This is a genomic window from Bradyrhizobium sp. BRP23 (genome assembly GCF_020194135.1).
Classification (GTDB): Bacteria; Pseudomonadota; Alphaproteobacteria; order Rhizobiales; family Xanthobacteraceae; genus Bradyrhizobium; species Bradyrhizobium yuanmingense.
Map to the genome: position 1 here is coordinate 424,189 of NZ_JADYVW010000002.1, position 20,265 is coordinate 444,453.

Below are 20,265 nucleotides of genomic sequence, written 5' to 3' on the forward strand. Positions count from 1 at the left end.
GAGACGCCCATGATCGCCGTGATCTTCGAGGTCTGGCCCAAGCCGGAACACCGCCAGACCTATTTCGACCTTGCAGCCGATCTGAAGCCGTTGCTGCAGACCATCGACGGCTTCATCTCGGTCGAGCGCTTCGAGAGCCTGACGGAGAAGGGCAAGATCCTGTCGGTATCGTTCTGGCGGGACGAAGCGGCCGTCCAGGCCTGGCGCAACACGATGGAGCACCGCCGCACCCAGGCCAGGGGCAGGGCGCAGATCTTCGCCGATTATCACTTACGCATCGCCAGCGTCATCCGCGACTACGGCATGAACGATCGCGACGAGGCGCCGAAGGACAGCCGCGCCGTGCATGACGCGCACTAGCGGACTCGAAAACGCAGCCTTATCTCTGCGCGGCTAACAAGGGAGAGAAACATGCACGTGACGACCGCTGACAAGCGCGCGACGTTCAGGAAGATGCACGAGAGCGGCTGCTTCATCCTGCCCAATCCGGTCGATGTCGGCAGCGCGAAAGCCTTGCAGCATCTCGGTTTCAAGGCGATCGCGTCATCGAGCGCGGGCTTTGCCTGGACCATCGGCAAGGCCGACAACCACGTCACCGTCGAGGACGTCTGTCAGCATCTGGCAGCATTGAGCTCGGCTGTCGACATCCCCGTGAACGCCGATTTCGAGGGTGGCTTTGCGGTCGAGCCCGACAAGGTCGCGGACAATGTCGAGCGCGGTGTGCGCACCGGCGTTGCGGGCCTCTCGATCGAGGATTCCACCGGCGACAAGGACAAGCCGCTCTACGATCGCGCGCTGGCCGTCGAGCGCATCAAGGCCTCGCGCAAGGCGATCGGCGACAGCGGCACGCTGCTGGTCGGCCGCTGCGAGGCCTATCTGTGGGGCGTGACCGATCTCAAGCTCGTCATCGACCGGCTCACCGCCTATGCCGATGCTGGCGCCGACTGCCTCTATGCGCCGGGTCTGAAGAGCCGCGAGGACATCGCCGCGGTGGTCAAGGCGGTCGCACCGAAGCCGTTCAATCTTCTGATCGGCGGCTCCGGCCTGTCGCTGCAGGAAGCCCAGGATCTCGGCGTGCGCCGCATCAGCGTCGGCGGCTCGCTCGCCCGCGCCGCCTGGGGCGGCTTCATGCGCGCGGCCAAGGAGATGGCGGAGAAGGGGACCTTCAACGAGCTCGGCGGCGGCTATCCCGGCGGCGAGCTCAACAAGATGTTCGGCTAGAGCATGATCCGGAAAAGTGTGAAGCGGTTTTCCGAAACGATCATGCTCAAACAATAACCTAAAGCGCGATGACGATTCGTCCAAATCTCATCGCGCTTTAGCCAAACGAAAGCGGCGGGATGTTGCATCCCGCCGCTCTCGCGCATCATTACGAAATGTTACTTCGCGCCGTCGGACGGAGCTGGCGTATTCGGGGCCGGCCTGTTCGGCGCTGCACCCGTGGTCACGCCCGGCTCGGTGTTGCTGCGCGGCGTCACGTCACGCATGCCGGGAGGTGCGGCCGGATTGGTCGGCTGCGTCTGCGCAGTCTGCGAGGCCGGTGTGTTGCTGGCCTCGTTGGTGGTGCTGGAATTGTTCAAGCCGTAGAACACTGCGCCCAGCACCAGGGCGACAGCGACCGCAAACAGCGCGATCTTGCCGCTGGAGGCGGGGCCTTCCCCGAGCTCGGGATCGGCCTGCAGGTCGGCATCCCGGCGCGCCGCGCGAGAGTACTCATCGTCGGCGAGGTTCGGGCGGTACGGATCGTTGGGAAAACGGTCGTCTGCCATCGATTTGGTCTCCTCGGTTATGACCCCGGGACAACCCTCAGGTGCGAGATTCTGTTCCGCCGCCTTGATGCTTTCGTCGCATGTTGCCTCGGTGTGGGGAATCGGGAACCTGTTCCATGGGAACCCGCGCCTGAGTTCGAGGGCCACGGAGAGGGAACACGCGATGTGGAGCCTGCCGCCTACTGATAGCGTGCTGCATTTCCTGTCCCTGGCCGCGGTGGCCGCGCAGGGCATGACGGCTGCGCTCGCTGCCGGACGCCGCAGCATGGATTGGCTGGGCGTCTGCTTCCTCGGCTGCATCACCGCGCTCGGCGGCGGCACGTTGCGCGATCTCTTCCTCGGACATTATCCGCTGGCTTGGGTGCAGAACCCCATCTATCTCGCGCTCGCCGGCGGCGCCGCCTTCCTCACCATCCTGTTTGCGCGCCTCGTGCACCGGCTGAAGGTCGCCTTCATCGTGCTCGATGCCATCGGTCTCGTCGTCTTCACCATGACCGGCTGCGACGTTGCCTGGCAGATGGGTGCTTCTCTGCCGATCGTCATCGTCTCGGGCATGGTGACGGGCTGCGCCGGCGGCGTGCTGCGCGACGTGCTCTGCAACGACGTGCCGCTGCTGTTTCGCTCCGAGCTCTATGCCAGCGTCTCGCTGGTGACGGGGTTGTTCTATGCGACCGCGTTCGGTCTCAAGCTCAACGCGGAGCTCTGGACCATTTTGACATTTGTCCTCGGCATCAGCTTCCGCCTGCTTGCGGTGCGCTACAAATGGGAGATGCCGAAGTTTGTCTTTACGGGGGATGAAGAGCGGTGAGCGCTGTCGCGCGCGAATGGCGAATAGCGAATGGTTCTGGGCCATTCGCCACTCGCTATTCCCCATTCGCCTCTCGCTTCCTTGCTTTTGCCACCTGTGCCGGTGTCACCAGCGGGCCGGCATTGCCCCAGGAATTGCGGATGTAGTTCGTCACCGCGGCGATCTCGGCGTCGGACAGCTGCTTGGCGTAAGCCGGCATCTCGCCGGTGTTCGGCGCGCGCGGCGTCGTCACGGTGTGGGCACCGTCGAGGATGATGCGCAAGGTCGAGGACGGATTGATCGATTGCAGCAGCGCATTGCCCGGCAGCGGCGGGTAGATGCGCGGGCTGCCTGTGCCGTCGGCCTCGTGGCAGGCGATGCAGAGCTTTGCGTAGACCGCCTGGCCGGCCTTCATCTCGGCAGCGTCCGGCGGCGTTACGATCGTCTCGCGCCGGGCCGGCGGCAGGCTCTTCAGATAGATCGCGATCGCGCGCACGTCGGCATCGCTCATCTTCGAGGTCGAGTTGACGACGACCTCCGCCATCGGCCCGCCGGCGTGGCTTTTGGCATTGCGCCCGCTTTGCAGGTACTCCGTGATATCGGCCTCGCTCCAGGATTTCAGCCCGGTGCGCGGGGCGCCGTCGAGCCGCGGTGCGAACCAGCCGCCGACCGCGTTGCCGGACAGCGCCTGCGCATCCCGGTCGGCGCCGAAATAATTCTTGGGCGTGTGGCAGGCGCCGCAATGGCCGAGCCCGGTGACCAGGTAGCCGCCTCTGTTCCAGGCCGCGCTCTTGGTCTGGTCCGGCTCGAACAGGCCGGGCTTGAAATACATCGTGTTCCAAAGCCGCATCAGGCCGCGATAGCCGAATGGCCAGCGCAGCTCCGGCGGCTTGTTGCGGCTGGTGACGGGCGCCAGCGTGGCGAGATAGGCGCGGATCGCCAGCGTGTCGTCCTTCGTCATCCTCGTGAAATAGGGGTAGGGAAACGCCGGGTAATAATTCGAGCCGTCAGGCGCGATGCCGGTGCGCAAGGCGCGGGTGAAATCGGCATCCGTCCAGCCGCCGATGCCGGTGTCGCGGTCCGGCGTCAGGTTCGGCGCATAGATCGCGCCAAAGGGCGTGTCGATGCGCTTGCCGCCCGCGAACGGTTTGGCCGGATCGGCAGTGTGGCAGCCCGCGCAGTCGCCGGCCTCGGCCAGCGCCTTGCCATAGGCGATCAGCTCGGAAGATGGTCCGGCGGCGCCGGCCGCGCTTGTGACCGTACTTGCAACCGCACTGCACAACGCCAGGCCCACAAGCGCCAGGCCCGTCAGAATCGTCCGCATCGACAGCCTCCCCTGCGACCCATCGACCCTACGTGCGTGAAGGGAAGCGTCGATTCATTTCGCAACGATGGGGGTATGGTGACACAAACTGAAAATCGCCAACGTGTTTCAGGCCACGAAATTGCGATTTTTACCCGAGGCCTCCTTTGGTCCAGAATTGTGATGCGGAGCATGAAATATCCGACATAGAGTGGCGGAGGTGGTCGGCCCGCCCTAGCTAAAACCAACGGGCAGGCAACGACTTAAGTCAGCAAGACCTGAACAGGGCGCGAAGCGAGGACAGCATGGGCATCAACCAGGGTCCGATCAGTCTCGATCAAAAGTACACCCAGCAGACCGGACACGTCTTCACCACGGGCATCCAGGCCCTGGTCCGCTTGCCGATGGCCCAGATCCGGCGCGACCGCGCCAACGGCCTCAACACCGCGGGCTTCATCTCCGGTTATCGCGGCTCGCCGCTCGGCGGCTACGACCAGCAGCTGTTCGCCGCGCGCAAGCATCTCGAGCAGTACAACATCAAGTTCCAACCCGGCGTGAACGAGGACCTCGCCGCGACCGCGGTGTGGGGCTCGCAGCAGCTCAACCTCTCGCCCGGCGCCAAATACGACGGCGTGGTCGGCATCTGGTACGGCAAGGGCCCGGGCGTCGACCGCTGCGGCGACGTGTTCCGTCACGGCAATGCCGCGGGCTCGGCCAAGAACGGCGGCGTGCTGTGCCTTGCCGGCGACGACCACGGCGCAAAATCCTCCACCGTCCCGCATCAGTCCGACCATGCCTTCATGTCGGCGCTGATGCCGTATCTCTATCCCTCGAGCATCCACGAGATGATCGAGATGGGCCTGCTCGGCATCGCGATGTCGCGCTATTCCGGCTGCTGGGTCGGCATGAAGGTGATCACGGAGACGGTCGAGACCACCGCCGAGATCGACCTCACCGACGAGATGAAGCCGTTCATCATTCCCACCGATTTCGAGCTGCCACCCGGCGGCCTCAACCTGCGCTGGCCCGACGACCGCTTCGAGCAGGACCGGCGCCTGCAGGACTACAAGGGCTTTGCCGCCATCGCCTTTGCCCGCGCCAATAAGGTCAACCGCGTCACCATGGATTCGCCGACCGCCCGTTTCGGCATCATGGCCTCTGGCAAGAGCTACGAGGACGTTCGTCAGGCGCTGCGCGAGCTCGGCATCACCGAGGAGGTCGCCGCCAAAATCGGCCTTCGTCTCTACAAGATCGGCATGCCCTGGCCGCTCGAGCCCGAAGGCGTGCATGAATTCGCCGTCGGCCTGGAGGAGATCTTCATCGTCGAGGAGCGGCGCGAGATCGTCGAGAACCAGGTCAAGCAGGTGTTGTTCAACTGGCGCGACGATGTGCGCCCGCGCATCGTCGGCAAGATGGACGAGCACGACAAGCGCTTCCTGACCTTCGCCGCCGAGCTCAGCGTCGCCTCGCTCGCGACCTCGCTGACCGAACGCCTGCTTCGACTTGATCTCAACCCCGAAATCGCGGAGATGCTCCGCGCCAAGGCCGACTGGTTCAACGGCCGCCAGGCGACCCAGATGCAGGCGGTCGCCCCTGTCTCCCGAACCCCGTATTTCTGCTCCGGCTGCCCCCACAACACGTCGACGAAAGTCCCCGAAGGCAGCCGCGCGCTTGCCGGCATCGGCTGCCACTTCATGGCGCTGTGGATGGACCGCTCGACCGAGACGTTCACGCATATGGGCGGCGAGGGCGTGCCCTGGGTCGGCATCGCGCCCTTCACCAACGAGAACCACATCTTCGCCAATCTCGGCGACGGCACCTACTTCCACTCCGGCATTCTCGCCATCCGCCAGGCGATCGCCTCCAAGGCCAACATCACCTACAAGATCCTCTACAACGATGCGGTAGCCATGACCGGCGGCCAGCGTCATGACGGCGATCTCTCGCCGCAGCAGATCACCCAGCAGCTGTACGCCGAAGGCATCCGCGAGCTCTATCTGGTCTCGGAAAACCCCGACGCTTATCCCGCCGATACCATCGCGCCCGGCGTGAAGAAGTATCACCGCGACGAGCTCGACAACGTCATGAAGATGTGCCGCGAGTTCAAGGGCACCTCGGCGATCGTGTTCGTGCAGACCTGCGCCGCCGAGAAGCGCCGTCGCCGCAAGCGCGGCCTGATGGAGGACCCGGCGCGCCGCGTCATGATCAATCCGGCCGTCTGCGAAGGCTGCGGCGATTGCTCGGTGCAGTCGAACTGCATCTCGGTCGAGCCGCTGGAGACCGAGTTCGGCCGCAAGCGCGCTATCAACCAGTCATCCTGCAACAAGGACTATTCCTGCCTGAAAGGATTCTGTCCGTCCTTCGTCACCATCGACGGCGGCGCGCCGCGCCACCGCGCGCCAGCCGAGCTCGCTGAGATCGGCGCGCTGCCCGAGCCGGCCTCGCGTCCGACGCTCGACAAGCCCTATAACATCGCCGTCGGCGGCGTCGGCGGCACCGGCGTGCTCACCATCGGCGCGCTGCTCGGCATGGCCGCCCACATCGAGGGCAAGGCCTCGATGATCCTGGATATGTCGGGCCTCGCGCAAAAGGGCGGGGCGGTGCTCAGCCATGTGCGGCTATCAGATCATCCGGCCGAGGTGACCTGCTCGCGCATCGTCACCGGCACGGCCGATCTCGTGCTCGCCGCCGACGAAGTCGTCGCAGTCGCCAAGGACACGATCACCCTTTGTGACACCAGCCGCACCCACGGCATCATCAACAGCCACGTCATTCCCACCGCCGATTTCATCCTCAATCGCGATTTCAATTTCCAGACCCGCAAGCTGAACGGGCTCCTGGAAACGGCGCTGCACAAGGATTCGGTGTTCTTCGACTTCACCAAGCCTGCCGAGCAGCTGCTCGGCGATGCCATCGCCACCAACATGATGATGATGGGCTATGCCTATCAGAAGGGTTTGTTGCCGCTCTCCGCGGAAGCGATCGAGCAGGCGATCGAGGTCAATGGCGTCTCGATCAAGATGAACAAGGAAGCCTTCCGCCTCGGCCGCCTCGCAGTCGCCGACCCCAAGCGCCTTGCGGATATGCTGAAGGGCGGGGACGAAGTGGCCGCGCCGAAGGCGCTCGATGCCATGACGCTCGACGAGGTCATCGAGCACCGTGCCAAGCATCTGACCGCCTACCAGAACGCTCGTCTCGCCAAGCGCTATCGCAAGCTGGTGGACCAGGTCCGCGATGCCGCCGCGAAGGGCGGCTATGGCGATGCGCTGCCGCGCGCGGTTGCCGTGAATTATGCAAAGCTCCTCGCCTACAAGGACGAGTACGAAGTGGCGCGCCTCTACACCGACGGCGCCTTCGAGCAGCAGCTCCGCGACCAGTTCGAGGGCGACTTCAAGTTCAACTTCAATCTCGCGCCGCCGATCCTCAGCAGCGGTGTCGATGCGCTGGGGCGCCCGAAGAAGCGCGCCTTCGGCCCGTGGATGCTGAAGGTCTTCCGCGTGCTGGCCAAGTTCAAGTTCCTGCGCGGCACGCCGTTCGACATCTTCGGCCGCAGCGCCGACCGCAAGCTCGAGCGCGACCTGATCGCCGGCTACGAGAAGGACGTCGCAAGGGTGCTCGGCCTTTTGTCGCCGCTCACGATCGACACCGCGGTCGAGCTGCTCTCACTGCCCGACCGCATCCGCGGCTACGGCCCCGTGAAGGAGAAGGCCGTACACGACGCCAAGGCCCGCTACGCCCAGCTCGCCGCGGATTTGGCCAACCCGCCGCCGGCGCCCCGGCAGATCGCGGCGGAGTAGGCGTAGTAGCCCGGATGGAGCGCAGCGTAATCCGGGACGAGTGCCTCCGCGGGTGACGGCCCCGGATTGCGCTGCGCTCCATCCGGGCTACGACACCATCCGTTGCGTTGCCCGCCGGGCAAAACACCCAAGCCATGGTCAATCCGCGCGCGCAAAAACATTCCGCTTTACCGAAATTCGGAATTATCGTATCTCTCCGCCACCTCATCCCTCTCAGAGGGGCGTATCGCGATCGTCACGAAACGCGGGGTGAGCGGCGGTGGACGCGGGCTGCGTCGCGCGAGTCTTTCGCGCGCACGACGGGCGCGGTCTCGCGTACGGCAAAATCGTGTGGTCCTGACGCCCGGGGTCTGTGCGTCAAGTCGTGCGGGTCTCTCTCGCAAGGCGACGGGGGCAATAGTGCATCGCTCCCCGGGGAGAGCGCGACATAAGCCGTAGAGCCACTGCGCAGGGAAGGCCGGATGTTGGGCTCCACCTGTATGCCGCTGTGCATCTGTTTTTCGCGCAATTCGCGCACAGCGGACCGTGGGTGCCCAGCCGGCACCCGGTCTTCCCTGCGCCCTCTGTCTTCGGAGGGAGCAAGACGGGAGCAAAACTCGGGCGAGATGTGCCGCGAGGATGCGGGCGTGTGTCTGCGAGCGAGTCTTGAGTTGAAGCAGCGCCATCAGTGGCAACAAACTCCGTCATTGCGAGCGTAGCGAAGCAAATCCAGAATTCCTCAATGGAGGGGCTCTGGATTGCTTCGTCGCAAGGGCTCCTCGCAATGACGACGCGGCGGGCAGGTTCGCTTGCTATCTGGGGCGGATTTTCGGATGTGCTCCCCTTGCGCCAATCCGCTACCCTCTCGCGGGGCGGAATATTTCCGCGCTTGCCAATCAGCCCGGTGCGGTTCAGAAAAAAGAGCCAAAAAAAGAGCCACGAACGAGACGCGAGCGGAGACTGAAGTTTTGACCATCAAGGGCAAGGCCTACATTGCCGGGATCTACGAACACCCGACCCGGCATGCGCCGGACAAATCCACCGCCCAGCTCCACGCCGAGGTCGCCAAGGGCGCGATCGAGGATGCCGGGATCAGCAAGGATGATATCGACGGCTATTTCTGTGCGGGCGACGCGCCCGGCGGCGCCTGGCCGATGGTCGATTATCTCGGCCTGAACACCAAGAAGCTTCGCCACATTGATTCCACCGAGACCGGTGGCTGCTCCTACATCATCCATCTCGGCCATGCCGCCGAGGCGATCGCCGCGGGCAAATGCTCGATCGCGCTCGTGACGCTCGCCGGCAAGCCGCGCACCGGCGCGATGCCGCCGCGCGCTTCCGGCGCCGAGGTCGATTTCGAAACCGCTTACGGGGCGACCACGCACAATGCCTATGGCATGTGTGCCATGCGCCACATGCACGACTATGGCACCACCTCCGAGCAGCTCGCCTGGATCAAGGTCGCGGCCTCGCATCACGCGCAGTACAATCCGTATGCGATGCTCAAGGACGTGGTCACTGTCGAGGACGTCCTGAACTCGCCGATGATCTCCGATCCCCTGCATCGCATGGATTGCTGCGTCGTCTCCGACGGCGGCGGCGCGCTGATCGTGACGACGCCGGAGATTGCCAAGAGCCTGAAGAAGCCGCTGGTGCGCCTGATCGGCCATGGCGAGGCGATGAAGGGCCCGCGCGGCGGCAAAGATCTCGACCTCACTTACTCCGCCGGCGTCTGGTCCGGTCCGCGTGCGTTCGAGGAAGCCGGCATCACGCCGAAGGACATCAAATACGCCTCGATCTATGACAGCTTCACCATCACCGTGCTGATGCAGCTCGAAGACCTCGGTTTCTGCAAGAAGGGCGAGGGCGGCAAGTTCGTCGCCGACGGCAACCTGATCTCGGGCGTCGGCAAGCTGCCGTTCAACACCGATGGTGGCGGCCTCTGCAGCAACCACCCCGTCAACCGCGGCGGCATGACCAAGATCCTCGAAGCCGTCAGGCAGCTGCGCGGCGAGGCGCATCCGAAGGTGCAGGTCAAGAACTGCGATCTCGCCATCGCCCACGGCACCGGCGGCCTGCTCGGCGTCCGCCACGCCGCCTCGACCGCCATTCTGGAGCGCGTGTGATGAGCGAAGTGAAAAAGTATCCGGCCCCGGTGACGAATCCCGAGACTTCAGCGTTCTGGGACGCGGCGAAAGAGGGCAAGTTCATGATCAAGCGCTGCACCGCCTGCGGCGAAGCGCATTACTTCCCGCGCTCGATCTGCCCGTTCTGCTACTCCGACAAGACGGTGTGGGAACAGGCCTCTGGCGAGGGCACGATCTACACCTACAGTTTGATGCGGAAATCGCCGACCGGTCCTTACGCCATCGGCTACGTCACGCTGAAGGAGGGGCCATCGGTGCAGACCAATTTCGTCGACTGCGATCTGGAGAAGCTCAAGATCGGTCAGAAGGTGAAGGTGGTGTTCAAGCCGACCGACGGCGCCCCGCTGCCGTTCTTCACGGTGGCTTGATTGCTTTCTTCCTTCCCCCTTGCGGGGGAAGGTGGCGCGAAGCGCCGGATGAGGGGTTCTCTCCACGGAGAGAATCTTCAACGTGGAAGCAACCCCTCACCCAAACGCGTATGTGGCCGGCACCTCGGAGCCCTCTCCCGCAAGGGGAGAGGGCGCATCAGTAAGCGCCGGTGAAATCCCGGGAGAAACCAGAAGAATGTCCGCCAGATACGAAGAGCTCAAAGGCCTGAAAAATCTCGGCCAGAAATACGCCTACACCGATCGCGAGGTGATGCTCTACGCCTACGGCATCGGCCTCGGCGCCGATCCCATGGACGAGAACGAGCTCGCCTTCGTCAACGAGGGCACGTTCACGCCGCGGCCGCTGAAGGTGGTGCCGACCTTTGCTTCAGTCGCGGCCTGGGGCTCGGGCCCGGGCGAGATGAATCTCAACCGCGTCATGGTGGTCGACGGCGAACGGGACATCACCTTCCACCAGCCGCTGCCGGTCGCCGCCAACATCACCGCCGACTCCTCGGTGCTCGAAGTCTACGACAAGGGCAAGGACAAGGGCGTGGTCATCGTTCACCAGACCGTGCTGAAGAACGAGAAGGGCGAGAAGCTGGCAACGCTGGTCGCCTCGCGCTTTGCCCGCGGCGATGGCGGCTTCGGCGGGCCGAACCTGACCCAGCCCGATCCGCACAAGATCCCATCGCGCGAGCCGGACAAGACCATCGACATCACCACGCGCCCCGACCAGGCGCTGGTCTATCGCCTCTGCGGCGACCGCAACCCGCTGCACTCCGATCCCGAGTTCGCCAAGAAAGCCGGCTTCCCGCGTCCGATCCTGCACGGCATGTGCACCTACGGCATCACCTGCCGCGGCGTGCTCCAGACCTATGCCGACTACGATGCGAGCGCCTTCCGTCAGCACGTCGCGCGGTTCTCCTCGCCGGTCTATCCCGGCGAGACCGTGACCATGGACCTCTGGAAGGACGGCAACGTGATCTCGTTCGAAGCCAAGGTGAAGTCGCGCGGGGTGACGGTGATCAAGAACGGCAAGACGGTGCTGGGTTAGTGGGCACCGGCGTTTCACTCCCTCGCCCCGCTTGCGGGGAGAGGGTGGGGTGAGGGGCTCTCACCACGAGTCGGGACGGTATTGAGACCTGTACCCCCTCACCCGATCGCTACGCGATCGACCTCTCCCCGCAAGCGGGGAGAGGTGGAAGAAAAACAAACAGGGAGACGCCACCATGGGACTACTCGACGGCAAGGTCGCGCTGATCACCGGCGCGGGCGGCGGGCTCGGTGAGGCCTACGCAAAGCTGTTCGCGCGGGAAGGGGCCTCGGTCGTCGTCAACGACCTCGGCGGTCCCCGCGACGGCTCCGGCGCCGACGTGTCCATGGCGCAGCAGGTGGTGGATGCGATCAAGGCCGAGGGCGGCAAGGCGGTCGCCAACGGCGCCGACATCTCCACCATGGAGGGCGGCCAATCGGTGTTCGACGACGCCATCAAGCACTTTGGCCGCGCCGACATCCTGGTCAACAATGCCGGCATTTTGCGCGACCAGACCTTTCACAAGGCCAGCGAGGCCGACTGGGACAAGGTCATCAAGGTCCATCTGAAGGGCACCTTTTGTTGCACCATGCCGGTGTTTCGCTGGATGCGGGAAAACGGCGGCGGCGTCATCGTCAACACCTCCTCGACATCAGGGCTGATCGGCAATTTCGGCCAGACCAATTACGGCGCGGCCAAGGGCGGCATCTGGGGCCTGTCCAACGTGCTCGCGATCGAGGGCCGCAAGTACAACATCCGGATCTGGACGCTGGCCCCGGGCGCCCTGACCCGCATGACCGCAGACCTGCCCCGCTATAAGGAGAACCCCGGCGCCGCACTCGGGCCGGACGGCATCGCGCCGGCCGTGCTATACATGGTCAGCGATTTGTCGGGCGACCAGACCGGCAAGGTGCTGGGCGTGTCCGGGCCCCGCGGCGTGCGCGAGATGCGGATGATGGAAATGGAAGGCTGGAAGCCGCCGCACTCGGGCTGGAACGCCCAGGACATTGTCGATCATGCCAAGGAGATCTTCTTCTCCGAGGAGCAGATCAAGATGGGGGCACGGCGGTTTTAGAAGGCCGTCATCTCGGGGCACGCGAAGCGTGAGCCCGGGATCCATACTCCGGATCGTGGTTATGGATTCCGGGCTCGCGACTGCGTCGCGCCCCGGAATGACAGATTAGAGAAAGACGAGGACCGATGAAACTCACCGCCGACGCCAAGGGCACCTTCGCAATCGCGCCGACGCCGTTCCACGACGACGGCCGGATCGACGAGCGCTCGATCGACCGCCTGACCGATTTCTACGAGGAGGTCGGCTGCGACGGCGTCACGGTGCTGGGCATTCTTGGTGAAGCCCCCAAGCTCGACGCCGTCGAGGCCGAGCAGGTCGCGGTGCGCTACGTCAAGCGCGCCAAGAAGATGCAGGTGATCGTCGGCGTCTCCGCGCCGGGCTTTGCCACCATGCGTTCGCTGGCCAAGGCTTCGATGGATGCGGGCGCGGCCGGCGTCATGATCGCGCCGCCGCCCTCGCTTCGCACCGACGACCAGATCATCGGCTATTTCAAGCAGGCGGCGGAAGCCATCGGCCCTGATGTGCCCTGGGTGCTGCAGGACTATCCGCTGACCTTGCAGGTGGTGTTCACCCCCGCCGTGATCCGCAAGATCGTCATGGACAATCCGAACTGCGTGATGCTCAAGCACGAGGACTGGCCGGGCCTGGAGAAGATCTCGACACTACGCGGCTTCCAGAAGGACGGCTCGCTCCGTCCGCTCTCGATTCTCTGCGGCAATGGCGGCACCTTCCTGGACTTCGAGATGGAGCGCGGCGCCGACGGCGCCATGACCGGCTATGCCTTCCCGGAGCTCCTGATCGACGTCGTGAACCTCTCCAAGGCCGGCAAGCGCGACGCGGCACATGACATCTTCGACGCGCATCTGCCGCTGATCCGCTACGAGCAGCAGCCCGGCGTCGGCCTCACCGTGCGCAAATACGTGCTGCAGAAGCGTGGTATTATCGCTTCCAGCGCGCAGCGCAAGCCCGGTGCGACGATGACGGCGACGGCGAAGGCCGAGGTCGACTATCTCTTGTCGCGGGTCGCCCGTTTCGACAAGCGCGCCAATCTCGGCCCGCAATCCAGCGCCGCAGGCTAGTTGCATGGCCGAGACATCAGCATCACGCCCGGCCTCGACGATCCTCCTGCTGCGCGACGGCACTAAGGAAATCGAAGTCTTCATGATGGTCCGCCATCATCAGATCGAGTTCAACTCGGGCGCGCTGGTGTTTCCCGGTGGCAGCGTCGATGCCGGCGACAACGAGATCGTCGCCCGCGCCGACCTCTATTCGGGCGGCGAAAGCCTCAGCGAAGCGGACCGCGGCTTCCGGATCGCCGCGATCCGCGAGACCTTCGAGGAGAGCGGCATCCTGCTGGCGCGATCGAGGCAGACTGGCCTGGCGGTCGATGCCAACCGCGCCGGCGAGATCGCTGACGCGCACCGCGTTGCCCTCAACGAGCACAAGATCAGCTTCCTGAAGATCCTCGACGACAATGGCCTCCAGCTCGCGCTCGACACGCTGGTGCCTTACGCACACTGGATCACGCCGGAGGGCATGCCGAAGCGCTTCGATACCTGGTTCTTCCTCGCGGCCGCGCCGCCCGACCAGCTCGGCGCCCACGACGGGCGGGAGTCCACCGATTCGATCTGGCTGTCAGCGCGCGAGGCGGTGGAGGGCGGCGAAAGCGGCCGCTTCAAGCTGCCGTTCCCGACCACGCGCAATCTGATCCGGCTCGCCAAGCAGGGAAGCGTGAGCGCGGCGCTGGAGCACGCCCGCGGACTCTCGATCGTTACGGTGATGCCGGTGATGACCAAAACCGAAACCGGCCGTCAGCTCCGCATCCCCCGCGAGGCCGGCTATGACGGCGAGGTGTTCGACGTCGGCCCCGTCGGCTAGCACACTTCGACAGGCGGCGAAGTATCGATGAATCCCGGCGCGCGGGGCAGCCAGCGTCAAACTGTCGTAAAGCTGAAGCGGGCGGCAAGTCCCGATATTAACGATATTCCGCGTCCCGAGGCATGTTCCCCCCGGGCAGGAATACGTCGTATATTGGACCTCCAGCAGTCCGGTCCTCAAACCACCAATGTCCGCCGAATTGACGCCGCCCCCTGAGAAAAGGCGAACCTTCTCGCTCTCCATCGGCCAGCTCACCTTCGGTAGCTTCCTGTTGGTGCTGGCGGTGATCATTGTCACCTCGACTGCGAGCGTGATTGCGATCCGGCACATCGATTCGACCTTCGCCGAGCTGCAGCGGCTGCAGAGCGTCGGTGACCTCGCCGAGGACATCGATCGCCGCATGAACGAACTGCGTCTTGCCGCGCGCGACTTCGTCACAGATCCCGGTGCCGGCATCCAGTTCCAGCAGGTCGGCGAGGCGGCCTCGACGCTCAGCGACATCCTGAAGAAGACCCGCATCGAGCTCGCGCCCGAGCAGCAGGACATGCTCGACGGGGTCACCGAGCGGCTCGCAACCTATCGCTCCGGCCTCGAGCGGATCTCCACGCTGATCGACCGCCGCGCCCAGCTGCTCGCCGGACTGCCGCCGCTGCGCGAACAATTCGACGCAGCGGTTGAAGGCACCGCGGACCGCGAGCTGGCGTCCCGCCTGTCCGAGGCACAGGGCCGGATCGCGATCGGGCTGCTCGCGCGCAACCCGTCTGCAGCCGAGCAGGCTGCACAGGGAATGCGGGGGCTCGATATTGCCGATGCCAAGCTGAAGTCGGCGGTGAACGACTATGCCGAGGCGATCATGGCCGTCGCCGTCCGCGAGCGGCAGATCGCCGACATCGATCGCGAGGTGCTGGGAACGGAAGGACGGCTGATCGGCCGCGTCACCGAATTGCTGCGCGAGGTCAGCTCCCGACGCGGTCACGTGCTGTCGCGCGACTTCGCCCGGACACTGACCGAGGCGCGATGGCAGAGCATCGTGCTCGGCACGGTCGGCGTGCTGATCGGCATCGGCGCTGCCTGGTTCGTGGTTCGCAGGACGGTGCGTCCGCTCGCCCAGATCGCGCGATCCATTCGCGCGCTCGCCGCCGGCCGGAAAGACGTCTCAATTCCGTCCGCCGACCTTGGCAACGAGATCGGCGACATTGCGCGGGCGGCCGAAGTGTTTCGCCGCGCGCTGGAGGAGGCCGACACCGCGCGCGAGGCGGCGGTGCGCGCGCTCACCGAGCAGCGGCTCGCCGAGGAGAGCTATCGAAAACTGTTCGAAGGCTCCATCGACGGCATCTACGTGACGACCCCGGCCGGTGACCTCCTCAACGCCAATCCCGCGCTGGCGCGCATGATGGGCTACGACAGCCCGCAGCAGCTGATCGACAGCATCAGCGACATCGCCCACACGATTTACGTCCACCCCGAGGCGCGCGCCGAATACCAGCGGCTGATGGCGCGCGACGGCATGGTGCGCGAGTTCGAGTATCAGGTGCGCCAGCGCAGCGGCGACATCCTCTGGCTCTCCGACAGCGCCACGGGCGTGCGGGACGAAGCGGGCAACATCATCCGCTACGAGGGCACGCTGCGCGACATCACCGACCAGAAGCGGGCGGAGGAAGCCATCGCCGAAGGCCGGCGCCTGCTCCAGCAGGTCATCGACACCGTGCCGGCGGTGATCAACGTCAAGGATCGCAATCTACGCTACGTGCTGATGAACCGCTACATGGCCGGCATCTTCGGCATCGAGCCCGGCGAGGCGCTCGGCCGCACCACGGCCGACCTGATGTCGCGCTACGGCGCATCCAAGTCCGACGAGAGCGACAAGCGGGTGCTCAAGCTTCGAAAAGGTCTCGGTTTCTACGAGGAGGAGTATCAGGACGCCTCCGGCAACATGCGGCAATGGCTGGTCAACAAGTTGCCGTTGCTCGACGCCGAGGGCGAGATCGAGCGGATCGTGACCGTTGCGCTCGATATCGGCGAGCGCAAGCGGGGCGAGCAGGAGATGCGCAAGGCCAAGGAAGCCGCCGAAACCGCGCTGCGCAATCTCCGCGAGACCCAGGCCTCCCTGATCGAGGCCGAGAAGCTGGCCGCGCTCGGGCGCCTCGTCGCCGGCGTCGCCCACGAGGTCAACAATCCCGTCGGCATCAGTCTCACCGTCGCCTCCGCGCTGGAGCGCAAGACCGCCATGTTCACCGCCGAAGTCGAGCGCGGCGAGCTGCGCCGCTCCACGCTCAACGACTTCCTCAGCACCAGCCGCGATGCGTCCTCGCAGCTCGTCTCCAATCTCAACCGCGCCGCCGAGCTGATCCAGTCGTTCAAGCAGGTCGCCGCCGACCGCAATTATTCGGATCAGCGTACTTTCGATCTCGGTGACCTCACCGAGCAGGTGGTGATGAGCCTGCGGCCGGGCCTGCGTAAGCACAATCTGACGCTCAACGTCGAGTGTCAGCCGGACCTGACCATGAACAGCTATCCCGGCCCGTACGGCCAGGTGCTGACCAATCTGTTTCTGAACTCGGTGGCGCACGCCTTCCCGGACGGCCGGCCCGGGACGATCGAGATCCAGGTGCGCGAGTCCGGCAAGGACAACGTCGAGATCATCTTCTCCGACAATGGCTGCGGCATGTCGCTCGACGTCCGTCGCCGCGCCTTCGATCCGTTTTTCACCACGCGGCGCGACCAAGGCGGCACCGGCCTCGGGCTGCACATCGTCTACAGCATCGTCACCAACCGGCTCGGTGGCCGGCTCGATCTCGATTCCGAACCGGGTGGCGGTACGCGCATCCAGATGATCCTGCCGCGTGTGGCGCCGCTCGAACAGGCCGCGGAATAGCTAATCGACGTCTGCAAGCTTGTGCAGCGTCGCGCCGAAGATCTGGCTGGCCTTGCCGACCAGCGCGGTGCCGGTCATCTGTCCGCGCGTGTCCGTGAACGTGCCGGTGACGCCGATGCCGACAGGGGCAGGGCCGCCGAACAGCGGATTGTCATCGCCTCGAGGCGAGGTGTGCCGTTGCACCAGCACCTCGCCCTTGAAGCTGTTGTTGTCCTTCACCGTGTAGCTGCCGGTGTAATACAGGTAGGCATCGCCGCCGAGAATCTTGCCGTCGCGGAAGAGAATCACGCCGCTGCCCTTGCCGACTCGACCATCGAGCAGGGTGACGTGAATTGAATAGAGGCCGTTTTTCATAACGTCCCGTAGGCCGGCCGCCATCGCCCAATGGCGCAACCGGTCCCGCTTTTATGCCAAAGCCCATCCCTGCGCGCAACGAGGCAGTTTGCCGGCCGGTCGCGGCGGCTGCGAGCCGTCGTTGTTCCGGTTTGTCCATGACACCGTCGTGACGCTCTGATGGTGAGGCGAGGCCCGACGTTGCGAATCAGAGTTGGCCCGCGAAATGCATAACCATTGTTGCACTGGCCGCGGGGTGCTGGAGCAAGACGAACGTGACCAACTGGATCGATTCCGGCGGCGATGAGCCGCGTCTGTACGGTGCGCGTCCCACGAATTGCAAAAGCGAACAACGGCGGATTGGCGATGCGATACGCCGGGCAAACCTCACGAGGCTGGCGCCCGCGTTGGCTTTGATCGCGCTCGCAGCCCCCTCGGGGCACGCGCGCGACCGCGGGCAGTTCGCCAACACCAATCCCGAATTGAAGGCTTGGTTCGACAGTCTGCGCAGCGGCGAGGGGCCCTGCTGTTCCGATGCCGACGGTTCGGCGCTCTCGGACTCCGACTGGGACAGCAAGGACGGGCATTATCGCGTCCGCGTCCCGCGCTATGGCTATGCGCTCGATGGCCAGCAGCAGGAGCTCGTCTGGGTCGACGTGCCCGCGGAGGCCGTGATCTCGGAGCCGAACCGGGTGGGACGCACCATGGTCTGGCCGATCTACGGCTACATGGGTGTCACCATCCGCTGCTTTATGCCCGGTAGCATGACTTAGCCTTCGGGCGTGACGTCGTCGCCGGCTCGGTGCCTGGACGGCGGGGCGCCCCGTCGCGTCAGGTATATTTCTTGTCGCGCTCGAGCAGCTCGATCGAGATGCCTTCGGGCCCGCGGATGAAGCAGATGCGTACGCCGGGACGAATGGTCGTCGGCTCGCGCGTGAACGTGACACCCTTGGCCTTGATCTCGGCGGCGACCGCGTCGATGTCCTTCACCGTCAAGCCGAAATGGTCGAGGCCCTGATGCGGGTGCGGAGGTGGCGGGCTGACGGCGCTGTCGCCCTCGAGTGGCGCGATGAAGATCCTGGCTCCGCCGAGGTTCACGTCGATTCGTCCCGGCGCGCGCACGATCTCGCCACCAAGGATGTCCTGCAGCCAGGCCGCGGTGGCCTCCGGATCGGGGCTGCGCAGATGGACGTGATCCCAAGCGACGGCGAACGGCATTTCATAATCTCCCAACGGGTCTTTTCGATGCTATGGCGCATGCTAGCAGTATCGCCGGTGGCCACCACCGCCGTTGCCGACTCGCATGACGTTGGGGGAACCTTAGTTCGTCGCCCGAATTAAGGTAAGCTGTGACTAAATCCATCTTCGATGGTGCTGCGGTCGCGATCGGTGTGCAACCATGAATGCGAGGCTCGACCGACTCGGATTGGGGCGCTTGGCCGGCACCGGCGAACGACTGGCGCGGGCGGTGACGATTGCGAGCGTCTCATTTGGCCGAAGCCTTCTATGGCTGCTGGCGGCAATCATCGTCGGTTGCGGCATTTGGATGCTGCTACCTCTCTCCAAGGGCAACAGTGCTGAGCCGGTGAGGCCTGAGCTGGCGGCTGTTGAAGCGCCTCCCTCCGGCGATGCGTCCAAAGTAGCCTCGCCAGTGTCCGAAGCTCAGGTGCCGGCGACAGCAGAACTTGGTCGTCTCAGGATTTCATCACAGACCTGGCGTCGCGGCGGCCTCGGCTCCAAAGCCCTGGTGACGTTCACGCTGCGAAACGACAACGACTATGCCGTAAAGGATGTCGAGATCGTCTGCGCCTTCACGCGGCGCGATGGAAGTCATCTGACCGACCGCAGCCGCGTGCTGGCGGATCCGGTCAGCATGAAGAGCCGCAAGACCTTTGTGCGTATCCCGATCGGCTTCGTTAACGTGAATGCCGATCAGGCAAAATGTTCCCCGGTTGCAGCACGCCGTGCTTGAAGGCGACTTGTCCCGGTAGCTGAAAAGTTACCTTCTGCGGTCCTTGGCCGAAAACTATGCATCACCATTTGAACCGAACGGCTGGGCCAGGAACCAATTGGAAGATCGCCTGTTGAGGCGAGCAGAGCCCACGCGGGGATGCGGGGGGCGGAGCGCGGCCAATGCCCATCTTTAGGTATTTCATCTTTGTCGGTGGAGCTTTGCTCACACTGCTGTTCGCGGCGGATTTCGTTTTCCCGGCGACGCCCGTAGCGCAGGCCGTCGCGACCGCAAGCAACGACCAGCCGCTGATCCGAATCCGGTCCGACCGCCATCTGCCTGAGCGCGTCGTCCTCGACACCAGCCAGCCGACGATTGTCGCACCCGCGGTTCAGACTGCCGCAGTTGCGGCTCCCCAGCCACCGGTACAGGAGAGCCTGTCGCCGGCTTTGGCCGAGATGTCTGCCAAGACGCGGGTGCGCGAGACCTTCGCCCAGTTCACGCCAGAGCCGAGGGCCGGGACCGCCGCAGCGAGGAAGTCCGACGCGGGCCAGCCCCAGACGTTCCAGGCCCAAGCGTCTCCTGTCCAGGCTCAGCCCAAGCGTAAGATCGTCAGGACGCAACCGGCGCATCAGCCGGGCCGCCCCATGATGCTGGTCGCTCAGCAGCCGCATTTCGGCCTCTTCAACACGACCTGGTAACAGCGCCTTCGGCTGCCTCGATCGAGGTGGGAAGGGCTTTTTATTGGCCGGCCTCTCTGCTAATTCGAACCAATCCGACCGCCGTCGGGTGTACTGGCTCCTCGCCAGTGCCGGCCGGCGGATCTCGGTGGCCCGCTACTCGGGCCAGGGCGCTCGTAGCTCAGCTGGATAGAGCATCGGATTTCGATTCCGAGGGTCGGAGGTTCGAATCCTTCCGAGCGCGCCAGTCCTCTTTGTTCCATATATGTTCTAAAGCGGCGAGGATG

18 protein-coding genes and 1 tRNA gene are annotated in these 20,265 nt (G+C 64.8%); 15 read left to right on the forward strand and 4 right to left on the reverse strand.

What is annotated here, in order from left to right:
- The first annotated feature begins 9 nt into the window (after window positions 1-9).
- Together I6F24_RS06455 and I6F24_RS06460 are read left to right on the forward strand one after the other, a co-directional pair.
- Window positions 10-360 carry an antibiotic biosynthesis monooxygenase gene (locus tag I6F24_RS06455; RefSeq protein ID WP_036011104.1) on the forward strand — a complete coding sequence of 117 codons (351 nt, stop codon included), beginning with the start codon at window positions 10-12 and terminating at the stop codon, window positions 358-360.
- A gap of 51 nt (window positions 361-411) precedes the next feature.
- On the forward strand, window positions 412-1,221 hold the full coding sequence (locus tag I6F24_RS06460) for an isocitrate lyase/phosphoenolpyruvate mutase family protein (protein ID WP_036011106.1): 810 nt from the start codon (window positions 412-414) through the stop codon (window positions 1,219-1,221).
- Between the two features lie 158 nt (window positions 1,222-1,379).
- Here I6F24_RS06460 and I6F24_RS06465 read toward each other — a convergent pair whose 3' ends face one another.
- Window positions 1,380-1,769, reverse strand: coding sequence for a hypothetical protein (locus I6F24_RS06465; RefSeq protein ID WP_036011109.1), 390 nt, complete (start codon window positions 1,767-1,769; stop codon window positions 1,380-1,382).
- A gap of 163 nt (window positions 1,770-1,932) precedes the next feature.
- Between I6F24_RS06465 and I6F24_RS06470 the strand changes: the two genes are divergently transcribed.
- Window positions 1,933-2,577, forward strand: coding sequence for a trimeric intracellular cation channel family protein (locus I6F24_RS06470; protein ID WP_225151428.1), 645 nt, complete (start codon window positions 1,933-1,935; stop codon window positions 2,575-2,577).
- 55 nt (window positions 2,578-2,632) lie between these two features.
- Here I6F24_RS06470 and I6F24_RS06475 read toward each other — a convergent pair whose 3' ends face one another.
- Entirely contained in the window at window positions 2,633-3,880 is a 1,248-nt protein-coding gene (locus I6F24_RS06475; RefSeq protein WP_225151430.1) for a c-type cytochrome, read from the reverse strand.
- A 284-nt stretch (window positions 3,881-4,164) separates the two neighbouring features.
- On the opposite strand from I6F24_RS06475, the gene I6F24_RS06480 reads away from it, so the two are divergent.
- From I6F24_RS06480 to I6F24_RS06515, 8 genes are all read left to right on the forward strand, one after another.
- Window positions 4,165-7,656, forward strand: coding sequence for an indolepyruvate ferredoxin oxidoreductase family protein (locus I6F24_RS06480; protein ID WP_036027540.1), 3,492 nt, complete (start codon window positions 4,165-4,167; stop codon window positions 7,654-7,656).
- Window positions 7,657-8,603: 947 nt separating this feature from the next.
- Window positions 8,604-9,761 carry a thiolase domain-containing protein gene (locus tag I6F24_RS06485; protein ID WP_036027539.1) on the forward strand — a complete coding sequence of 386 codons (1,158 nt, stop codon included), beginning with the start codon at window positions 8,604-8,606 and terminating at the stop codon, window positions 9,759-9,761.
- Window positions 9,761-10,150 (forward strand): OB-fold domain-containing protein, encoded by a 390-nt coding sequence (locus tag I6F24_RS06490; RefSeq protein ID WP_036011139.1) that lies wholly within the window; start codon window positions 9,761-9,763, stop codon window positions 10,148-10,150. The genes I6F24_RS06485 and I6F24_RS06490 overlap by 1 nt, the downstream gene beginning before the upstream one ends.
- A gap of 196 nt (window positions 10,151-10,346) precedes the next feature.
- Entirely contained in the window at window positions 10,347-11,207 is an 861-nt protein-coding gene (locus I6F24_RS06495; protein ID WP_036011141.1) for a MaoC family dehydratase, read from the forward strand.
- Between the two features lie 175 nt (window positions 11,208-11,382).
- Window positions 11,383-12,261, forward strand: a complete 879-nt coding sequence (locus I6F24_RS06500; protein WP_036027537.1) for an SDR family oxidoreductase — start codon at window positions 11,383-11,385, stop codon at window positions 12,259-12,261.
- Between the two features lie 125 nt (window positions 12,262-12,386).
- Window positions 12,387-13,340 carry a dihydrodipicolinate synthase family protein gene (locus I6F24_RS06505; protein WP_036027535.1) on the forward strand — a complete coding sequence of 318 codons (954 nt, stop codon included), beginning with the start codon at window positions 12,387-12,389 and terminating at the stop codon, window positions 13,338-13,340.
- Between the two features lie 4 nt (window positions 13,341-13,344).
- The gene (locus I6F24_RS06510) at window positions 13,345-14,139 is read left to right on the forward strand and encodes an NUDIX domain-containing protein (protein ID WP_036027533.1); all 795 of its coding nucleotides are present in this window, start codon (window positions 13,345-13,347) and stop codon (window positions 14,137-14,139) included.
- Between the two features lie 187 nt (window positions 14,140-14,326).
- Window positions 14,327-17,014, forward strand: a complete 2,688-nt coding sequence (locus I6F24_RS06515; RefSeq protein WP_036027531.1) for a PAS domain S-box protein — start codon at window positions 14,327-14,329, stop codon at window positions 17,012-17,014.
- Here the strand turns inward: I6F24_RS06515 and I6F24_RS06520 are convergent, their stop codons facing one another.
- Window positions 17,015-17,368 (reverse strand): GrlR family regulatory protein, encoded by a 354-nt coding sequence (locus I6F24_RS06520; RefSeq protein ID WP_036011154.1) that lies wholly within the window; start codon window positions 17,366-17,368, stop codon window positions 17,015-17,017.
- Window positions 17,369-17,622: 254 nt separating this feature from the next.
- Between I6F24_RS06520 and I6F24_RS06525 the strand changes: the two genes are divergently transcribed.
- Window positions 17,623-18,120, forward strand: coding sequence for a hypothetical protein (locus I6F24_RS06525; protein ID WP_036011156.1), 498 nt, complete (start codon window positions 17,623-17,625; stop codon window positions 18,118-18,120).
- Between the two features lie 58 nt (window positions 18,121-18,178).
- Here I6F24_RS06525 and I6F24_RS06530 read toward each other — a convergent pair whose 3' ends face one another.
- Window positions 18,179-18,565, reverse strand: a complete 387-nt coding sequence (locus I6F24_RS06530; protein WP_036011159.1) for a VOC family protein — start codon at window positions 18,563-18,565, stop codon at window positions 18,179-18,181.
- 181 nt (window positions 18,566-18,746) lie between these two features.
- Here I6F24_RS06530 and I6F24_RS06535 point away from each other — a divergent pair, with 181 nt between their 5' ends.
- The 3 genes from I6F24_RS06535 to I6F24_RS06545 all read left to right on the forward strand — a co-directional run bounded on the left by I6F24_RS06535 (window position 18,747) and on the right by I6F24_RS06545 (window position 20,225).
- Window positions 18,747-19,319, forward strand: coding sequence for a hypothetical protein (locus I6F24_RS06535; protein WP_036011161.1), 573 nt, complete (start codon window positions 18,747-18,749; stop codon window positions 19,317-19,319).
- Window positions 19,320-19,480: 161 nt separating this feature from the next.
- Window positions 19,481-19,999 carry a hypothetical protein gene (locus I6F24_RS06540; protein WP_225113207.1) on the forward strand — a complete coding sequence of 173 codons (519 nt, stop codon included), beginning with the start codon at window positions 19,481-19,483 and terminating at the stop codon, window positions 19,997-19,999.
- A 149-nt stretch (window positions 20,000-20,148) separates the two neighbouring features.
- Window positions 20,149-20,225: transfer RNA gene (locus tag I6F24_RS06545), tRNA-Arg, on the forward strand.
- Window positions 20,226-20,265 lie beyond the last annotated feature (40 nt).

Excerpts from the sequence above, each read along its gene's own strand:
- I6F24_RS06455 (WP_036011104.1), top strand. The coding sequence starts at position 10 with ATGATCGCCGTGATCTTCGAGGTCTGGCCCAAGCCGGAACACCGCCAG.
- I6F24_RS06460 (WP_036011106.1), top strand. The coding sequence starts at position 412 with ATGCACGTGACGACCGCTGACAAGCGCGCGACGTTCAGGAAGATGCAC.
- I6F24_RS06465 (WP_036011109.1), bottom strand. The coding sequence starts at position 1,769 with ATGGCAGACGACCGTTTTCCCAACGATCCGTACCGCCCGAACCTCGCC.
- I6F24_RS06470 (WP_225151428.1), top strand. The coding sequence starts at position 1,933 with ATGTGGAGCCTGCCGCCTACTGATAGCGTGCTGCATTTCCTGTCCCTG.
- I6F24_RS06475 (WP_225151430.1), bottom strand. The coding sequence starts at position 3,880 with ATGCGGACGATTCTGACGGGCCTGGCGCTTGTGGGCCTGGCGTTGTGC.
- I6F24_RS06480 (WP_036027540.1), top strand. The coding sequence starts at position 4,165 with ATGGGCATCAACCAGGGTCCGATCAGTCTCGATCAAAAGTACACCCAG.
- I6F24_RS06490 (WP_036011139.1), top strand. The coding sequence starts at position 9,761 with ATGAGCGAAGTGAAAAAGTATCCGGCCCCGGTGACGAATCCCGAGACT.
- I6F24_RS06495 (WP_036011141.1), top strand. The coding sequence starts at position 10,347 with ATGTCCGCCAGATACGAAGAGCTCAAAGGCCTGAAAAATCTCGGCCAG.
- I6F24_RS06500 (WP_036027537.1), top strand. The coding sequence starts at position 11,383 with ATGGGACTACTCGACGGCAAGGTCGCGCTGATCACCGGCGCGGGCGGC.
- I6F24_RS06505 (WP_036027535.1), top strand. The coding sequence starts at position 12,387 with ATGAAACTCACCGCCGACGCCAAGGGCACCTTCGCAATCGCGCCGACG.
- I6F24_RS06510 (WP_036027533.1), top strand. The coding sequence starts at position 13,345 with ATGGCCGAGACATCAGCATCACGCCCGGCCTCGACGATCCTCCTGCTG.
- I6F24_RS06515 (WP_036027531.1), top strand. The coding sequence starts at position 14,327 with ATGTCCGCCGAATTGACGCCGCCCCCTGAGAAAAGGCGAACCTTCTCG.
- I6F24_RS06520 (WP_036011154.1), bottom strand. The coding sequence starts at position 17,368 with ATGAAAAACGGCCTCTATTCAATTCACGTCACCCTGCTCGATGGTCGA.
- I6F24_RS06530 (WP_036011159.1), bottom strand. The coding sequence starts at position 18,565 with ATGCCGTTCGCCGTCGCTTGGGATCACGTCCATCTGCGCAGCCCCGAT.
- I6F24_RS06535 (WP_036011161.1), top strand. The coding sequence starts at position 18,747 with ATGAATGCGAGGCTCGACCGACTCGGATTGGGGCGCTTGGCCGGCACC.
- I6F24_RS06540 (WP_225113207.1), top strand. The coding sequence starts at position 19,481 with ATGCCCATCTTTAGGTATTTCATCTTTGTCGGTGGAGCTTTGCTCACA.